Source organism: Bradyrhizobium sp. CCBAU 45394 (genome assembly GCF_028128655.1).
Classification (GTDB): Bacteria; Pseudomonadota; Alphaproteobacteria; order Rhizobiales; family Xanthobacteraceae; genus Bradyrhizobium; species Bradyrhizobium diazoefficiens.
On the sequence record NZ_LBIX01000172.1, the window covers coordinates 144,452 to 161,456 of the forward strand.

The window sequence follows — 17,005 nt, forward strand, 5'->3', positions numbered from 1 at the left end:
AGACGGGTGACCGTCTCCGCCTGTTTCGTTTGATTCTCCGCGCCAGGTCCGGCGCGCTGCAATGAAAGTGATCCCGTGGATCTCGACGCGCTTGCCGGCTGCCTCTCCAGCTCCGCCTGCCTGGTGACGCAAACCACCAGCGGCCTCATCATCGGCATGCTGCTGTTTCTGGTCGCAGTCGGGCTGACGCTGATCTTCGGCGTGCTCAAGGTCGTCAATTTCAGCCACGGCGCCTTCTATATGTTCGGCGCCTATTTTGCGATGACGGCCTATCATCTCACCGACAGCTTTGCGCTGGCGATGCTGGCCGGTGCGGGCGGCACCGCCATCCTCGGCCTGATCTTCGAGCGCGTCTTCATGAGTCGCGTCTATGGCGCCGACGTCTTGATGCAGCTCCTCGTCTGCTACGCCTTCGTGCTGATCTTCGATGATGTCGTGCGCATCATCTGGGGCCCCGAGTTCAAGTCGATGGGCATGCCCGCGGCGTTCCAGGTGATGCCGCTGTTCATCGCCGGCGGCGTGGTGCCGCCTTATTACCTGCTGCTGATCGGCGTCGCGCTCGTCGCGGCCATCGTGCTCGGCATCGGGCTGTCGCGCAGCCGCATTGGCAAGGTGATCCGCGCCGCCGCGCACAATCCCGGCATGGTGTCGGCGCTCGGCATCAACACCGGCCTGATCTATGGCGGCGTGTTCGCGCTCGGCGGCATGCTGGCGGGGCTTGCGGGTGCGCTCGCTGCTCCCGTGCGGTCGCTGACCCCCGGCATGGGATTTTCGGTGCTGATCGAATCCTTCATCGTCACCGTGATCGGCGGCATGGGCTCGATCCTGGGCGCCCTGATCGGCGCGCTGCTGATCGGCCTGATCCGCTCGTTCGGCTCGCTCGGCTTTCCCCTGTTCACGGAAGGTCTGATGTACCTGTTCATGGTGATCGTGCTGGTCTCCAAGCCCACCGGCCTGTTCGGCAAGGAGGCGGCATGACCGAGCTGGAGGCCGGACGCGCGCAGACGCTGGCGCCGGTGCGCAGCGGCGCGGCACTTCATCGCTACCGCGACGTCCTGATCGCGCTGATCGCCTTCGCCGTGCTGGCGAGCCTGCCGCTTTTCACCGGCAGCAAGGCGCTGCTCGACTTCGTCATCCGCTGCTCGGCTTACGGCCTGTTCGCGACCTCGCTCAACCTCCTGGTCGGCTACACCGGGCTGACCTCGTTCGGCCACGGCATGTTCTTCGGCCTTGGCGCCTACAGTTTCGGCCTGATCATGCAGAAGCTTGGCCTGCCCATTCCGGTCGCCTTCGTCGCGACGCTGGCGATCACGGCGCTCATCGCCGCCGTGATCGGCGCGATCTGCGTGCGGCTGAAGGAGATCTACTTTGCCTTCGTCACGCTGGCGTTCCAGATGCTGATCCACTCGACCATCCTGTCCTGGGCGTCCTTCACCGGTGGTGACCAGGGCCTGCGCGGCGGCATCCCGCGTCCCGCGTTCCTCGGCATCGATCTGTCGAACCACGTCCATCTCTATGTCACGAGCTGCGCGCTCCTCGTCCTTGGCCTGCTCGCGATGCGCCAGATCGCGCAATCGCCGTTCGGCTACACGCTGCGCATGATCCGCGACAACGCCGCGCGCGCAAGCTTCCTCGGCATCGACGTCTGGCGCGCAAAGCTCACCGTGTTCGTGCTGGCGGCGCTGTTCGCGGCGATGGGCGGCATGGTGATGGCGCTGTTCGTCTCCGGCGCCTATCCGGAATTCGCCTATTGGACCATCTCGGGCGAAGCCATCTTCATCAACATGCTCGGCGGCGTCTCGACCTTCCTCGGGCCGATGGTCGGCACCGTGCTGCTGCTGCTGCTCAATGACACCGTGACGCGGTACACCGAGTACCACGGCATCGTGCTCGGCGTGGTCATCCTGTTCTTCGCACTGGGCCTGCGCAAAGGCCTGCTCGATTTCGTCGCCGAATGGTTCGCACACCGGCGCGACGCCGGCGAGGGACGCTAGCGATGTCAGGTGTATCCATCGGGCAGTCATTCCGGGGCGCACGAAGTGCGAACCCGGAACTTCGAGATTCCGGGTCTGGTCCTGACGGACCATCCCGGAATGACAATGCCAGACAACGGCGCGAGACAGGCGAGGGGCGCTAGCGATGCTCGAGATCCGCAACCTCGCAAAGTCCTTTGGCGGCGTGAAGGCGACCAACGACGTGACGCTCGACTTCCCCGATGGCTCGCTCACCGCCGTGATCGGCCCGAACGGCGCCGGCAAGAGCACCTTCTTCAACCTGATCACCGGCGCCTTGAGGCCGGATTCCGGCGAGGTCCTGCTCGACGGCGTCGATCTCGCCGGGCGTTCGCCGCCGGAGATCGTGCGCCACGGCATCGGCCGCGCTTTCCAGGTCGCCAGCATCTTCAAATCGCTGACGGTGCAGGAAACCATGCTCGCCGCGGTCAGCGCCGATCAGCGCACTTCCGCAGTGCTGCACAAGCGCTTTCCCTTGCCCGAGACGCGCGATCGCGCCGAGCATGTGATGGAGCTGTTAGGCCTGTCCGGCAAGCGCAACCGCACCGCGGCGACGCTGTCGCATGGCGATCAGAAGCTGCTCGACATCGCGCTGGCGCTCGTGCTCGAACCAAAGGTGCTGCTGCTGGACGAGCCGACCGCTGGCATGGGCCCGGAGGAGCGCTGGCGCATGATCGACAAGGTGCGCGAGCTCTGGGAGACGCAAAAGATCACCGTCGTCTTCATCGAGCACGACATGGACATCGTGTTCAAGATCGCGCCGAAGATCGTCGTGCTTTGCTATGGCCGCATCCTCGCCACCGGCACGCCGGACGAGATCCGCAACAACAGCGCGGTGATCGAAGCCTATCTCGGCACCGAACATGCGGGAGCGGCCGAATGAGCGCAGCCATCATCGAAGTCGCCGATCTCGACGTCTATTACGGCACCAGCCAGATCCTGTTCGGCGTCGGCCTTTCCGTGCGGCAGGGCGAGACCATGGCGCTGCTCGGCCGCAATGGCGCCGGCAAGTCGACGACGATGAAGGCGATCATGGGCCTGGCACCGCCGCGGCGGGGCAGGGTCAGCCTGCGCGGCGCGGTGATATCCGGCCGGAAGCCGCACCATATCGCCCGCGCCGGGCTCGGCTTCGTGCCGGAGGACCGCCAGATCTTCCCGGAGCACACGGTCGAGGACAATCTCGTCATCGGTCGCAAGAAGGGGCCGGAAGGCCAGGACGAGTGGCCGATCAAGCGCATCTATGAAGTCTTCCCGCTGCTGGAGCCGCTGCGCCATCGTATCGCCGGACGCCTGTCGGGCGGTGAGCAGCAGATGTTGGCGATTGCGCGCACGCTGATGGGCAACCCGGCGCTGTTGCTGCTCGATGAGCCGAGCGAGGGCCTCGCGCCGATCATCGTGCAGCGGATCGGTGAGCTTTTGCGCCAGCTCCGTCAGCTCGGCTCGACCGTGCTGATCGCCGAGCAGAACATGCATTTCTGCCTTGGCCTGGCGAGCCATGCCACGGTGATCGACAAGGGCCAGATCGTCTATGCCGCCGGAATCGACGAGCTGAAGGCCAACGAGGCGATCCGGCGGCGTTATCTGGCCCTATAGCCTGGGCGCCGGTGTCCAAATAGGCCGGAAGAAGAAAACTGTTGTCCCGGGGGTGTCCGACGGAAGGAGTTTCCCCGTCGAGGCGCAAAAACGCCAATCGCTTCCATTGCCGTTTGGGGCCGAAACGACGACATTCCGTTCAGAATTTGATGGATTGGCGCAAGCTATGGAACGCACTCGATTTGAACCCTTCGGCGAGCAGCTGGTGTCCGCGACGGACACCCAGCCCAAGTCGCGCGCCTCGAAGCTCCTGTTGCGGGCCGGTACCACGCTGTTCTGGTCGCTGGTCGCGGGCATCGTGCTGGCGCGCGCGGCCTTCTTTGAGCCGGGCATCTATGACGGCTTCAGCCGCGTCGCCTCGCTGGCCAAGAACCTGATCTTCTGAGCCGGTTTATTCCGGGTCGAGGACAGAACTTCGCTCGGCCCTGATATGTCGAAAACTTATTTCCCAATTGGATCGTGCTGCGTATAAATCTTTCTCCTCTGGGAGAGATTTGTGTCGCAGAATCAAGCATCCAGCCCGGCCGATGCCAAGCCGGCCACCGCCATAAGCCGCATTGCGGCGCTGATTCCGGGCATCCTCCTCTGCATTGCCGTCGCCGGCGTCTCCGCCCTGCTGGAGCGGGCGGAACTGGGCGTGTTCGAGCATCCCTATGTCGAGGCGCTGGTGATGGCGATCCTGCTCGGCATGGCCTTGCGCAGCTTCTGGAAGCCCGCGCCGCGCTGGCAGGCCGGCATCGCCTTCAGCGCAAAACAGCTGCTTGAAGTCGCAGTCATGCTGCTCGGAGCCTCGATCAGCTTCGCGGCCATCGCCGCCTCGGGCATCGCGCTGCTCGCATCGATCGCCGCGGTCGTCGTCATCGCGCTCTGCGTCTCCTTCGGCCTCAGCCGGCTGCTCGGCCTGTCGACGCGGCTGTCGATCCTGATCGCCTGCGGCAACTCGATCTGCGGCAATTCCGCGATCGCGGCCGTGGCGCCGATCATCGGCGCCAACAACGACGAGATCGCGTCCTCGATCTCCTTCACGGCGATCCTCGGCGTGATGATGGTGCTCGGCCTGCCGTTGCTGATCCCGCTGCTGCAACTCTCCGCCACGCAATATGGCATTCTCGCGGGCCTCACCGTCTACGCGGTGCCGCAGGTGCTCGCGGCGACGGTGCCGGCCGGCCTCGTCTCGACGCAGATCGGCACGCTGGTGAAATTGATGCGTGTGCTGATGCTCGGACCGGTCGTCGTCGGCCTGTCCCTGGTCGCCTCGCGTTGGCAGAGCGACGCCAAGAAGACCAATGTCGGCTTCTTCCGCCTGGTCCCGTGGTTCATCCTCGGCTTCCTCGCGCTGGCGACGCTGCGCTCGCTGGAGATCGTCCCTAGCACGGTGGTCGGACCGGTGACCAAGATCACCAGCTTTTTGACGGTGGTGTCGATGGCGGCGCTGGGCCTCGGCGTCGACGTCCGTGTGCTCGCCAATGTCGGCGGACGGGTGACGGCTGCGGTGACGCTGTCGCTGATGCTGCTGCTCGGCATCAGCATCGCGCTGGTGCATTGGTTTAAGTGATCTTGCCGCGATGGCGGTGCTGACCCTCTCCCCTTGTGGGAGAGGGTGGCTCGCCGCGAAAGCGGCGAGACGGGTGAGGGGTTGTCTCCACGAGTACTTCTCTCACGGTGTCATTCGCGGATAGAACCCCTCATCCGGCGCTTCGCGCCACCTTCTCCCACAAGGGGAGAAGGGAAGTAAGAGCGCTAGCTGCGCCTAAATCACATCTGCCAGCGAATGCCCGTGCAGCTCGATGTTCAGCCCCTGCATGCCCATGTCGGTGATCTCGCCGCCCATCGCCTTCAGGCTTTCCTCGCGGATCAGCGACATCAGCCCCCGGCGCAGGCCCAAAAACTCCGACGACATCATCATCGCTTGCTGCCGCGGCCGCTCCAGCGGGATCGGAATCTCCGCCTTGATCGAGCCGGGGCGGGCGGTCATGCAGTAGACGCGGTCGGACAGGAAGATCGCCTCGTCGATGTCGTGAGTGACGAACAGCACCGAGATCTTCAGCCGCTGCCACATATTGGTGAGGATCTGCTGCATGATGACGCGGGTCTGCGCGTCGAGCGCGCCGAACGGCTCGTCCAGCAGCAGCACCTTCGGTCCCGTCGCGAGCGCACGGACGATGCCGACGCGCTGCTTCATGCCGCCGGAGAGTTTTTCCGGATAATGCTTCTCGAAGGCCTCTAACCCGGCAAGCCCGAGCAGCGTGCGCGCGGCCCGCTCACGCTGGGAACGCGGCATGCCGCGCATCTTCAGGCCGAACTCGACGTTCTCCCGCACCGTCTTCCAGGGAAACAGCGAATATTGCTGGAACACCATGCCGCGCTCGGCGCTGGGGCCGTTGACGCGCTCGCCGTCGACGGTGACGATGCCTGTGGTGGGCTTGAGGAATCCCGCGACCGCGTTGAGCAGCGTGGACTTTCCGCAGCCGGAGGGACCGACGATCGAGACGAACTCGCCGGGCTTCACATCGATCTGCGTATCGGTGACGGCCTGCACCGGTCCCTCGATACTGTCATAGCTGAGTGAGAAGTTCCGGACTTCGATATGGCCCTTCGACGGGTTCGCGAGCATCTCGCTCATGTCGACCTCCACGGCATCACCAATTGTCCCGCGCCCCTGATGAGCAGGCTCGATCCGAGGCCGAGCACGCCGATCGCGATCATGCCGAGCGCGATGTCGGCATACTGGACCAGCGAATAGGCCTCCCAGGTGAAGTAGCCGATGCCGTATTGGCCCGAGATCATCTCGGCGGCGATCAGCGACACCCAGGCGACGCCCATGCCGACTGTGAGGCCGGTGAAGATGTGCGGCAGCGAGGCCGGGAAATACACCTCGCGGAAGATCGAGCGTTCGCGCGCGCCGAGGCACTGCGCGGCGCGCACCAGAACGGGATCGACCAGCGACATGCCGTGCAGCGTGTTGACCAGGATCGGGAAGAACGAGCCGAGGAAGGTGATGAAGACGATGCTCTGCTCGTTGGTCGGCCACAGCATGATCGCCATCGGCACCCAGGCGATCGCCGGGATCGGCCGCAGCACCTCGGCGACCGGGAAGATGATCTCGTGGACCAGCTTGAAACGGCCCATGATCAGGCCGAGCGGCACGCCGACGATGGCCGCGAGCGAGAAGCCGATGAAGATGCGCCGGCAGCTGAGCACGATGTGCATCAGGAACTTGGGATCGTGGATCGCCTTGGTGAAGCTGGCATAGACCGCGAGCGGCGAGGGCACGTTGGTGAAGCGCACGAAGAACACGACGCGGTAGGTCGTGAGCAGGTGCCAGACCAGCAGGAACGCGATCAGCGAGGCGATGCCGATCGCGGTCGCGCGCAGCCGGCCCTGGTTGAGACGATACCAGCGCAGCGCGAGCGTGCCGAAGGAGGGCGGTGTCTTGGGCGGTGCGGCGGGCGCCGGGCCTGCCTCCGCGACTGCTGTTGCCGGCATGCTGTCCTCGGACTGTCTGACGAGGGCGGGACTGCTCACGTCTTGCCTCCGCCGACCGCCGCCTTCACCGCGTCGTCGAAGCCGAGCACCTTGCCGCCGACCTTGGCGGCATGGGCTTCGGCATCCTTCTTCAGCAGGAACGGCGCGACGTCGCCATTGCCGACCGCGAAGAAGGCCTGGTCGGCGAACAGCTTGATGCCGCGCGTGGTGTCGAAGACGTAGGCGACGTTGATCTTCTTGCCCTTGGCCTTGAAGTCGGCATAGGCGCCTAACGTGCAGGCCGCGGACGCGAACGGCAGGATGCCGGCTTCATCCACCCAGACCTCGCCGGCCTTGCGCGGATCGGTGATCGGCTTCTTGCAGAAGCTGTCTTCGCCCGTGATTTCGTAGTTCTTGGTGCTCGCAAGCTGCGCGTCATAGTCGAGCTTCATCTCGGCATAGGCCTTGCGGATGTAGCTGTCGTCGACCCATTTCTTCGGATCGAACTCCTTCATGCGGCCGAGGTTCTGGAGCACCTTGACATCGGTCGTGGCGGCATCGATCAGCGCCGGCTTGATCGTCGGGTCTGTGGTCATGTTGCCGCTGGGGCCGAGGAAGATATAGACGACCTCCTTGTTGATCCCGGTCCATTCCTGGATCTTCTCGGCGGCAAGCTTGGGATCGTCGCGCAGCCACTGGTTGGCGGCGATCAGCGCCTTGAAGTAGGCGACGACGACTTCAGGATATTTCTCGGCGAAGTCGGTGCGGACCACGATGCCGTGGAAGGTCGGCAGATTGGTCTCGACGCCGTCAAAGATCTTTCGCGCGAAGCCGCGGAACGGCAGCAGCTCGGCGAAGGGGACGAAGTCGGCATGCGCGTCGATCTTCTTTTCCTGGAGATTGGTCGAGCCGACCTCCGGGCTCTGGCTGACGAGTTGGAAGAAGTCGGATGCGTAGCCGCGGTCCTGCATCGCCTTGAGCACCATGCCGTGCGCGGCGGAGCCGAACGGCACGCTGACCAGCTTGCCCTTGAGATCGGCAAGGTCGTAGTAGGGCGAGTCCTTGTGGACGACGAGGCCGTTGCCGGAGCCGGACAGGCTGTAGGCGGCGATGCCGATCAGGCGGCTCTTGCTCTCCGGATTGCTCTCGAAGGTGAAGCCGTTCACGATCAGCGGATAGTCGCCCATCATGCCGATCTGCAGCTTGTTCGCCATCATCGCGTTGGTGACGGGCGGGCCGGAGGTGAAGTTCTGCCACTCCAGCTCGAACTTGATGTTGGCGTATTTGCCGTCCTTCGGCAGATATTTTTCGAGGAGATGAAGCTGGCGGATCACGACGCCGGCGGTCACCGTGTTGGTCGTGGTGTCCTGCGTTCCGATGCCGAGCGTGACGGTTTCCGCCGAAGCCGGCTGCGCGAGGATCAGCGCCAGCGACGTCACCGACATCGCGATCGAGAGCGTGGGAAGATGGCGGACCATTCTCATCCTCATTCGGTTGGATGTGCTGTGGTTGCCATGATTGGGTGAGGGCCTGGACAGGGCAAATCCGGAATGAGCGCCGCAGTCGATTAGTTGCCGGGAAAAGCTAATTGCATACTCCTTGGGCAGTCCTGCACTATAAAGCCGCTTGCCTGTGCAGCGGCCGTGGTCGCGGGCTCCCTTAATCGGACGCCTGGCCGCGCATCTCCTCCAGCACGTCGGTCCGGCACACCACGATCTGCGAGCGCTTGGTCACGACGATTCCCTTCTCCTGCATGCGCTTCAGGCTGATCGTGACCCATTGCCTGGTGGCGCCGACCATGTGGGCGATGTCGGCATGGGTGAAGGCGGCCGCGATCACCCGGCCGTCCGCATCATCGACGCCGTAGAGCTCGACGAGATGCAGCAAGAGATGCGCAAGGCGCTGGGTGATCGAGCGCGTTCCCAGCATCTGCGCCAGCGCGGAATAGCATTTGCCCTTGAAGGTGAGGCCTTCGATCAGGCCGATCGCAAGGTTCGGGATCTCTGCGGCAAGGGACCGCAGTTCCTTTCCGGGAAGGTGCACCACGCTGCAATTGCTGGATGCGACGCCGGACCATTGATGCACGGTGCCTTCGAACACCTCCGGCCCGCCGACGAAATTGCCGACATGCCAATAGGCCAGCGTGATCTCGCGTCCGAGCGGGGAGGTGTAGAACACGCGGATGCGGCCGCTCTCGATCAGCCAGATGCCGTCATGCTTGCCGCCCTGGCTGAACAGCGTCTGGCCGCGGTTGAGCACCTTGCGGCGACCCTGCTTCAGCACCAGCTCCCGCTCGCGCGGCGTCAGCTTGTCCATCAGCGCCGGCGGTCCGCCGATCCATTGCTGGTTCTCGGTGAGCAGCAGCGAGGAGCTTCCGGCAGGCCGGACTGCCGGGGGAACAGCCCCGCGAACCACATTGGCCGCCTGCAACATCACCTGCCTCCGGAACGTTCAAGTCGTTCTAATGAGGAGCAATGTCCGTGCCAGATTCACTCCGCTGTCATCGCCCGGCTTGACCGGGCGATCCAGTATTCCAGAGGCGTCAATGGGTTATCGAGAGGCCGCGGCGTACTGGATTCCCCGCCTTCGCTGGGAATGACAGCGGAATTTGTGGCTTGGCTAGCGTGCCTCACCAACATCGTCGTCTTGGACAAGCGAGCGAAGCGGAGCGCTGATCCAGGACCCATTACCACACGTGTGCGTTGTTGCGCGGCCATGTTGCCACAGCCCGCTTTTGCAACTTGCTCTTGGGGTAATGGGTCCTGGCTTTCGCCAGGACGACATCGATGGGTTAGCGCCCCGCCAGGCTCAGCAGATACGGCTTGGGGTAAATCCCCCGGTTGTGCCCATCCGAAAATGAGATGTTCAGCCCATAGCCGAGATCGCCGATCTCGGTGATGGCGATGCCCGGAAAGCGGTCGGGGAAGCGGCCGTCGAAGCGGGCGCGGGTGCAATGGGCGCACTTGCAGGAGAGGCGAAGCTGTTCGGCGGGCAGGCTCAACGCATCGTCCTGCGTGGTGCGGACGAGGAGCGCGGCGAGATCGGCGCTGGCTTCGTAGTCGGCTACGGTCGGTGCCACCAAAGTCATGGTCATGACGAACCTCCGACTCCTCTCTACGTCGTTGTGACGCCACTGCGATAGCAACTAATTGCCAGCGCGCGTGCGCTCGCCTGACCTTCGCTGCCTGCTCTTCAGTCACCGCCCGCGAAATGTGAAACTAATCGACCGGAAATTTCACTTACGAATTGCCGGACTCTCCTCGCTCCGAAACCTTGGGCGTCGTCGATGGCCAAGGAGAGACCATGAGCGCATTTCAGAGGGAAACGGTTTTGTCGGTCAGGCACTGGACCGAGTCCCTGTTCAGCTTCACCGCGACACGCGATCCGGGCTTCCGCTTCCAGAACGGCCAGTTCGCCATGATCGGCCTCGAGGTCGAGGGCAAGCCGTTGATGCGGGCCTACAGCATGGCGAGCGCCAATCACGAGGAGGCGCTCGAGTTCTTCTCGATCAAGGTTCAGGACGGCCCGCTGACCTCGCGCCTCCAGAAGATCAGGGAAGGCGACATCATCCTGGTCGGCCGCAAGGCGACGGGCACGCTGATCACCGGCAACCTCATTCCGGGGAAACGCCTGCTGCTGCTCTCGACCGGCACGGGACTCGCGCCGTTCGCCAGCCTGATCAAGGATCCTGACGTCTACGAGAATTACGAGACCATCGTGCTCGCCCATGGCTGCCGCCAGGTCTCCGAGCTCGCCTATGGCGAGCACCTCGTCGAAGGCCTGCGCAGCCACGAATTCTTCGGTCCCCTGATCCGCGACAAGCTCGTCTACTACCCGACCGTGACCCGCGAGCCATTCAGGAACCGCGGCCGCATCACCGATCTGATCGCCTCGAACCAGCTGTTCGACGACATCGGGCTGCCGGGCCTCGATATCGAGACCGACCGCATCATGCTGTGCGGCAGCCCGGCGATGCTGGAGGAGCTCCCTGCGATGTTTTCCGCGCGCGGCTTTGTCGAGGGCAATCACAGCCAGCCCGGCCATTTCGTGATCGAAAAGGCCTTTGTCGAGCGCTGAGGCGCAAATCGCGGCCCGGCGACAACTAATTGCTATCGCCGGAACGTCACCTGAACAAATCTGATGCAAAGGCGCCGGCTATCGGCGAACCAGGAGCAAGCGATGGCACTAGATCAGATCGTCGACGGACTTTCGGAGGTTTCCTGCGATGTACTGGTCATCGGCGGCGGCACGGCCGGCCCGATGGCGGCGCTCAAGGCGAAGCTGAAGAATCCGAAGGCCAATGTCGTCCTGCTCGAGAAGGCGAACGTCAAGCGCTCCGGCGCGATCTCCATGGGCATGGACGGGCTCAACAACGCGGTCATCCCCGGTTACGCGACGCCCGAGCAGTACACCAAGGAAATCACCATCGCCAATGACGGCATCGTCGACCAGAAGGCGGTCTATAAATACGCGCAGAACTGCTACAAGATCATCGAGGAGCTCGACAGCTTCGGCATCCGCTTCCTGAAGAACGAGAACGGCGACTATGCCGTCAAGAAGGTGCATCACATCGGCACCTATGTGCTGCCGATGCCGAACGGCGAGACCGTGAAGAAGGCGCTGTACCGTCAGCTCCGCCGCGCCCGCATCCTGATCTCCAACCGCTACATGGCGACGCGGCTGCTGAAATCGTCTGATGGCCGCATCGCCGGCGCGATCTCCGTCAACACGCGAACGGCCGAGATGCTGGTGATCAAGGCCAAGGCGGTGATCCTGTGCATGGGCGCCGCCGGCCGCCTCGGTCTGCCGACCTCCGGCTACATGTTCGGCACCTATGAGAACGCCGCCAATTCCGGCGACGGCTACTCCATGGCCTATCACGCCGGCGCAGCGCTCGCGAACCTCGAATGCTACCAGATCAATCCGCTGATCAAGGACTATAACGGCCCGGCCTGCGCCTATGTCGCCGGTCCCTTCGGCGCCTTCACCGCCAACAACGAAGGCTCGCGTTTCATCGAATGCGACTACTGGTCCGGCCAGATGATGCTGGAGTTCTACAATGAGCTCTTGTCCGGCAAGGGGCCGGTGTTCCTCCAGCTCAAGCATCTTCACCCCGACACCATCTCGGAGATCGAATCCACGCTGCACAAGGTCGAGCGTCCGACGCGCGGCCTGTTCCAGCAGGGACGCGGCGTCGACTACCGCAGCGACTCGATCGAGATGCACATCTCCGAGATCGGCTTCTGCTCCGGCCACAGCGCCTCCGGCGTGTTCGTCGACGACAATGCCCGCACCACCGTGCCCGGCCTCTATGCCGCCGGCGACATGGCGAGCGTGCCGCACAACTACATGCTCGGCGCCTTCACCAACGGCTCGGTCGCCGGCATCGACGCGATGGAGTTCGCCGACAGCCACGACTTTGCGGAGTTCGACGCCGCCGATGTCGCGCTGGAGCGCGACCGCGTGATGGCGCCGACCAAGCGCGAGGACGGCATTCCGCCGAACCAGGTCGAATACAAGACCCGGCGCCTGGTCAACGACTATCTCCAGCCGCCGAAAGTCACGCGCAAATACGAGCTCGGCATGCGCCGCCTTGCCGAGGCGCGGCAGGACATGCAGGAACACATGATCGCGCGCAACGCGCACGAGCTGCTGCGCGCGCTCGAAGTGCAGTCGATCATGGACTGCGCCGACATGGCGGTGCATGCCTCGCTCTACCGCGAGGAGAGCCGCTGGGGCCTCTATCACTGGCGCACCGATTTCCCGGAGAAGGACAACGAGAACTGGTTCTGCCACACGCTGCTCTCCAAGCAGAACGGCAAGATGACCAGCGAGAAGCGCGCGGTGGAGCCCTATGTCGTGCCGATCGCCGACGACGAGAAGGACCTCTACGACAAGCAGCGCATCCGCGCCTCCGCCTGATCCACCAGACCATAGCAACAGGAGACATAAAATGCCTCTCGCGTCCTATCAGACATCGGTTCCGGTGGTCGTCGACGACGCCAAATGCATCGCGGACAAGGGCTGCACCGTCTGCGTCGACGTCTGCCCGCTCGACGTGCTCCGCATCAGCGAGATGACCAACAAGGCCTACATGGCCTATGACGAGTGCTGGTACTGCATGCCCTGCGAAGCGGATTGCCCGACCGGCGCCGTCACCGTCAACATTCCCTATCTGTTGAGGTGATCATGTCGAGCCCGTTCGAATCCTACGACGATCTCGAAGACGCCGACGAGCGGCTTCAGGCCGCCGATCCCGCCGAGCGCCGCGTCGCCATCATCGCGCTCGGCCATTCCGGCGATCCGGCGGCGGTTGCGCATCTCGCCAACATGGTCGCAGATCCCGATGCCGGCGTACGCCAGCAGGTCGCGATGGCGCTCGGCGAGTTCGACGGGCCGGAGGCCGCGAGCGCGCTGGTCAAGCTGCTGGTCGACCCTGAGAGAATCGTGGCGTCGGCCGCTGCCGACAGCATGGCCGAGTTCAAGGATCCGGCCTGTGCCGGAATCATCCTGCCGCTGGTCAAGCACGCCCACGCCTTCGTCCGCATGGGCGCGCTGCGCGCGCTGAAGGAATTGCGGTCCAAGGATACGCTGAAGCCGGCGCTGGAAGCGCTCCAGGACACGGACGCCGCCGTGCGCGTGCAGGCGATCGGCGTGATCGGCTTCCTCAAGCTGGAAGAATCCATCCCGGCGCTGACCGCGCTGATCAACGACCCTGATGCGCATGTGCGCCGCGCCGCCGTGAGTGCGCTGGCGTTCTCGCAGATGAAGCCGGCCGCCGAGACGATCACGCGCGCGCTGAAGGACAGCGATTGGATGGTGCGCGAGATGGCGGCCGAAACGCTGGGCCTCAACGTCAACGGCTCGCTCGCCGCAGACCAGCTCGTGGCTTCGCTTGGCGACGAATTCTGGCAGGTGCGGCTGAAGGCGATCCGCAGCCTCGGCAGGATGAAGATCGAGCGCGCGGTGCGCCCGATCGGCAATTGCATCAACCATGACCAGGCCAATTTGCGGAAGGAGGCGGCCGCCGCGCTCGGCGAGATCGCCCATCCCGACGGCGAGGCGTTCCTCGCCGTCATCGCCGACGATGCCGACCCTGATGTCCGCAAGAACGCACGCTGGGCACTCCAGCAGATCGCGGCCCGCAAAGCGCGCGCAGGGGCATAGCGGCTCTTCGCTGCCGGTCTGGACTTCCCCTGCCAGACGTTTATTGGTCTTCGCCAATGGGATCGGCCTGCCGTTCGAACGCGGCCGGTCCGAAAAACAGCGAGGACGCCGGCCATGACGACACTGTCCGTTAGAGACCTTCTCCCCGAAGATGGAACGAAGGGGACGCTGGTCGGCCGCGTCTGGCTGCCGCAGGCGAACGGTCCGGCCGTGGTCGCCGTGCGCGGCGACGGTGTCTTCGACGTCACCGCCAAATTTCCGACCGTCAGCGCGCTTTGCGAAGAGGACAATCCGGCCAAGGCGCTCGCCGCGACCGGGGGTGAGCGCATCGGCGATCTCGACGCCATCGTGGCCAATACGGCCCCCGATGGACGTGACCCCAGGAAGCCGTGGCTGCTCGCGCCGGTCGATCTCCAGACCCTGAAGGCGGCCGGCGTCACCTTCGCGATCTCGATGCTGGAGCGCGTCATCGAGGAGCGCGCCAAGGGCAATCCGGCCTCGGCCGAAGCGATCCGGAAAGAGGTGACGCGGCTGATCGGCGACGATCTGTCAAAGCTCAAGCCGGGCTCCGACCAGGCGATGCACCTGAAGCAGGTGCTGATCGATCAGAACGCCTGGAGCCAGTACCTCGAGGTCGGCATCGGTCCCGATGCCGAGGTCTTCACCAAGGCACCGACCCTGTCCTCGGTCGGCACCGGCATGGACGCCGGCCTGCATCCGAAGTCCACCTGGAACAACCCCGAGCCGGAGCTCGTGCTGTTCGTCTCGAGCCGCGGCAAGATCGTCGGCGGTTCGCTCGGCAACGACGTCAATTTGCGCGACTTCGAAGGACGCTCGGCGCTCTTGCTCTCGAAAGCCAAGGACAACAACGCCTCCTGCGCGATCGGCCCGCTGCTGCGCCTGTTCGACGACACCTTCACGCTCGACGACGCGCGCAAGCTCGACATCAGCCTGAACGTGAAGGGGACCGACGGTTTCGTGCTCGACGGCCATTCCTCGATCAGCAAGATCAGCCGCGATCCGACCGACCTTGTCGAACAGACCATCGGCAAGGTCCATCAATACCCTGACGGCTTCGTGCTGTTCCTCGGCACCATGTTCGCGCCGGTCAAGGACCGCGATGCGCCGGGGCAGGGCTTCACCCACAAGCGCGACGACATCGTCACCATCGCCGCGCCCCAGCTCGGCAAGCTGGTCAACCGCATGCGCACCAGCGACGAGTGCGAGCCGTGGACGTTTGGCATCGGTGCGCTGATGAAGAACCTCGCGCAGCGGAAGCTGATCTAGCTTCTTTTTCGCCTCTCCACGCTTGCGGGGAGAGGGCGGAATTTGCGCGAAGCGCGAATTCCGGGTGAGGGGGAGTCTCCGCGAGTCGATTTGGTCGACCTATGCCGAGCTCCACACGTCGTCATTGCGAGCGCCCTCACCCCAACCCTCTCCCCGCAAGCGGGGCGAGGGAGCGCCCCTTCATCTCCTCGTTGCATCGCTGGAACAAAAACGCGCTGGGTGTGTCATAGAGCCACCCAGTCCGCCAACGCGCGGTTTCCTCCAAATAGTCAGATAATATGACTAGTCGGAACCGATCTTCCGTGAAATAGTGCCTCCCGCCGCCCGCAAAGGACGGTCCGCAGGTGCCATGCTACCAATCGGCGCCTGAGATAAACACAAGATCACTTCTTGGGAGACACGCCTGATGATCCTCAAAGCCCTCTTTGCAGCCAGCGCCACGGCCGCGTTGCTGCTCGCGCTGCCGGCGAATGCCGCCGAGCTCACCATCGGCTTCTCGCAGATCGGATCGGAATCCGGCTGGCGCGCGGCCGAGACCTCGGTCTCCAAGCAGGAGGCCGCCAAGCGCAAGGTCAATCTCAAGATCGCCGACGCCCAGCAGAAGCAGGAGAACCAGATCAAGGCGATCCGCTCCTTCATCGCGCAGAACGTCGATGCGATCTTCCTCGCGCCCGTCGTCTCGACCGGCTGGGATTCGGTGCTGAAGGAGGCCAAGGAGGCCAAGATCCCGGTCGTGCTGCTCGACCGCGACATCGATCCCTCCGGCAAGGAACTCTATCTGACCGCCGTCACGTCAGACAGCGTGCACGAAGGCGAGGTCGCCGGCGACTGGCTGGCCAAGACCGTCGGCGGCAAGGCCTGCAACATCGTCGAATTGCAGGGCACGGTCGGCGCCAGCGTCGCTGCCAACCGCAAGAAGGGTTTTGACACTGCCATCGCCAAGCACGCGAACCTGAAAGTGGTGCGCAGCCAGACCGGCGACTTCACCCGCGCCAAGGGCAAGGAAGTGATGGAGAGCTTCATCAAGGCCGAAGGCGGCGGCAAGTCGATCTGCGCGGTCTACGCGCACAACGACGATATGATGGTCGGCGCGATCCAGGCGATGAAGGAAGCCGGCCTCAAGCCCGGCAAGGAGATCCTCACCGTCTCGATCGACGCGGTTCCCGATATCTTCAAGGCCATGGCCGCCGGCGAAGCCAATGCCACGGTCGAGCTGACGCCGAACATGGCGGGCCCCGCACTCGATGCCATCGCGGCCTTCAAGGACAAGGGCACCGTTCCGCCCAAGTGGATCCAGACCGAGTCCAAGCTCTATACCGCGGCCGATGATCCGCAGAAGATCTACGACAGCAAGAAGGGCCTCGGTTACTGAGGCGGGCGCCGTGCCGGACCGCCCATTTGTGGTCCGGCACCCCCTTCGGCACCGCTGCGCGAACGAATAGGCTGGGTGTCCGCAGCATCAGCGGACGCCGGTGGGAGTG

At 64.2% G+C, this 17,005-nt stretch carries 17 protein-coding genes; 12 read left to right on the forward strand and 5 right to left on the reverse strand.

Annotated features, from left to right (window positions below; all coding sequences use genetic code 11):
- Window positions 1–75: 75 nt before the first annotated feature.
- The 6 genes from WN73_RS30300 to WN73_RS30325 all read left to right on the forward strand — a co-directional run bounded on the left by WN73_RS30300 (window position 76) and on the right by WN73_RS30325 (window position 5,160).
- Entirely contained in the window at window positions 76–978 is a 903-nt protein-coding gene (locus WN73_RS30300) for a branched-chain amino acid ABC transporter permease (RefSeq protein WP_011085968.1), read from the forward strand.
- Entirely contained in the window at window positions 975–1,994 is a 1,020-nt protein-coding gene (locus WN73_RS30305; RefSeq protein ID WP_028172188.1) for a branched-chain amino acid ABC transporter permease, read from the forward strand. The genes WN73_RS30300 and WN73_RS30305 overlap by 4 nt, the downstream gene beginning before the upstream one ends.
- A 145-nt stretch (window positions 1,995–2,139) precedes the next feature.
- Window positions 2,140–2,895: an ABC transporter ATP-binding protein gene (locus WN73_RS30310; RefSeq protein ID WP_028172187.1), complete on the forward strand. Its 756-nt coding sequence runs from the start codon at window positions 2,140–2,142 to the stop codon at window positions 2,893–2,895.
- Window positions 2,892–3,605 carry an ABC transporter ATP-binding protein gene (locus WN73_RS30315; protein WP_011085971.1) on the forward strand — a complete coding sequence of 238 codons (714 nt, stop codon included), beginning with the start codon at window positions 2,892–2,894 and terminating at the stop codon, window positions 3,603–3,605. The genes WN73_RS30310 and WN73_RS30315 overlap by 4 nt, the downstream gene beginning before the upstream one ends.
- 205 nt (window positions 3,606–3,810) lie before the next feature.
- Entirely contained in the window at window positions 3,811–3,990 is a 180-nt protein-coding gene (locus WN73_RS30320) for a hypothetical protein (protein ID WP_232585903.1), read from the forward strand.
- A 111-nt stretch (window positions 3,991–4,101) separates the two neighbouring features.
- Complete coding sequence (locus tag WN73_RS30325; protein WP_011085973.1) at window positions 4,102–5,160, forward strand: YeiH family protein; 1,059 nt, start codon at window positions 4,102–4,104, stop codon at window positions 5,158–5,160.
- Window positions 5,161–5,355: 195 nt separating this feature from the next.
- Here the strand turns inward: WN73_RS30325 and WN73_RS30330 are convergent, their stop codons facing one another.
- The 5 genes from WN73_RS30330 to WN73_RS30350 all read right to left on the reverse strand — a co-directional run bounded on the left by WN73_RS30330 (window position 5,356) and on the right by WN73_RS30350 (window position 10,158).
- A complete protein-coding gene (locus tag WN73_RS30330; RefSeq protein WP_271555934.1) occupies window positions 5,356–6,228 on the reverse strand; it encodes an ABC transporter ATP-binding protein in 873 nt (290 codons plus the stop codon).
- The gene (locus tag WN73_RS30335) at window positions 6,225–7,130 is read right to left on the reverse strand and encodes an ABC transporter permease (RefSeq protein ID WP_271555936.1); all 906 of its coding nucleotides are present in this window, start codon (window positions 7,128–7,130) and stop codon (window positions 6,225–6,227) included. The genes WN73_RS30330 and WN73_RS30335 overlap by 4 nt, the downstream gene beginning before the upstream one ends.
- Window positions 7,127–8,548, reverse strand: a complete 1,422-nt coding sequence (locus WN73_RS30340; RefSeq protein ID WP_271555938.1) for an ABC transporter substrate-binding protein — start codon at window positions 8,546–8,548, stop codon at window positions 7,127–7,129. The genes WN73_RS30335 and WN73_RS30340 overlap by 4 nt, the downstream gene beginning before the upstream one ends.
- 181 nt (window positions 8,549–8,729) lie before the next feature.
- Window positions 8,730–9,503 carry a Crp/Fnr family transcriptional regulator gene (locus WN73_RS30345; RefSeq protein WP_171463750.1) on the reverse strand — a complete coding sequence of 258 codons (774 nt, stop codon included), beginning with the start codon at window positions 9,501–9,503 and terminating at the stop codon, window positions 8,730–8,732.
- A 358-nt stretch (window positions 9,504–9,861) separates the two neighbouring features.
- Entirely contained in the window at window positions 9,862–10,158 is a 297-nt protein-coding gene (locus WN73_RS30350) for a gamma-butyrobetaine hydroxylase-like domain-containing protein (RefSeq protein ID WP_028172181.1), read from the reverse strand.
- 215 nt (window positions 10,159–10,373) lie between these two features.
- On the opposite strand from WN73_RS30350, the gene WN73_RS30355 reads away from it, so the two are divergent.
- The 6 genes from WN73_RS30355 to ytfQ all read left to right on the forward strand — a co-directional run bounded on the left by WN73_RS30355 (window position 10,374) and on the right by ytfQ (window position 16,896).
- Window positions 10,374–11,147 (forward strand): ferredoxin--NADP reductase, encoded by a 774-nt coding sequence (locus WN73_RS30355; RefSeq protein ID WP_028172180.1) that lies wholly within the window; start codon window positions 10,374–10,376, stop codon window positions 11,145–11,147.
- 102 nt (window positions 11,148–11,249) lie between these two features.
- Window positions 11,250–12,992, forward strand: a complete 1,743-nt coding sequence (locus tag WN73_RS30360) for a fumarate reductase/succinate dehydrogenase flavoprotein subunit (RefSeq protein ID WP_271555941.1) — start codon at window positions 11,250–11,252, stop codon at window positions 12,990–12,992.
- A gap of 31 nt (window positions 12,993–13,023) precedes the next feature.
- Window positions 13,024–13,257 (forward strand): 4Fe-4S dicluster domain-containing protein, encoded by a 234-nt coding sequence (locus tag WN73_RS30365; protein WP_011085981.1) that lies wholly within the window; start codon window positions 13,024–13,026, stop codon window positions 13,255–13,257.
- Between the two features lie 2 nt (window positions 13,258–13,259).
- Window positions 13,260–14,237 carry a HEAT repeat domain-containing protein gene (locus WN73_RS30370; protein WP_271555944.1) on the forward strand — a complete coding sequence of 326 codons (978 nt, stop codon included), beginning with the start codon at window positions 13,260–13,262 and terminating at the stop codon, window positions 14,235–14,237.
- 114 nt (window positions 14,238–14,351) lie between these two features.
- On the forward strand, window positions 14,352–15,524 hold the full coding sequence (locus WN73_RS30375) for a fumarylacetoacetate hydrolase family protein (protein ID WP_271555946.1): 1,173 nt from the start codon (window positions 14,352–14,354) through the stop codon (window positions 15,522–15,524).
- A gap of 406 nt (window positions 15,525–15,930) precedes the next feature.
- Window positions 15,931–16,896, forward strand: coding sequence for a galactofuranose ABC transporter, galactofuranose-binding protein YtfQ (ytfQ, locus tag WN73_RS30380; protein WP_011085984.1), 966 nt, complete (start codon window positions 15,931–15,933; stop codon window positions 16,894–16,896).
- Window positions 16,897–17,005 lie beyond the last annotated feature (109 nt).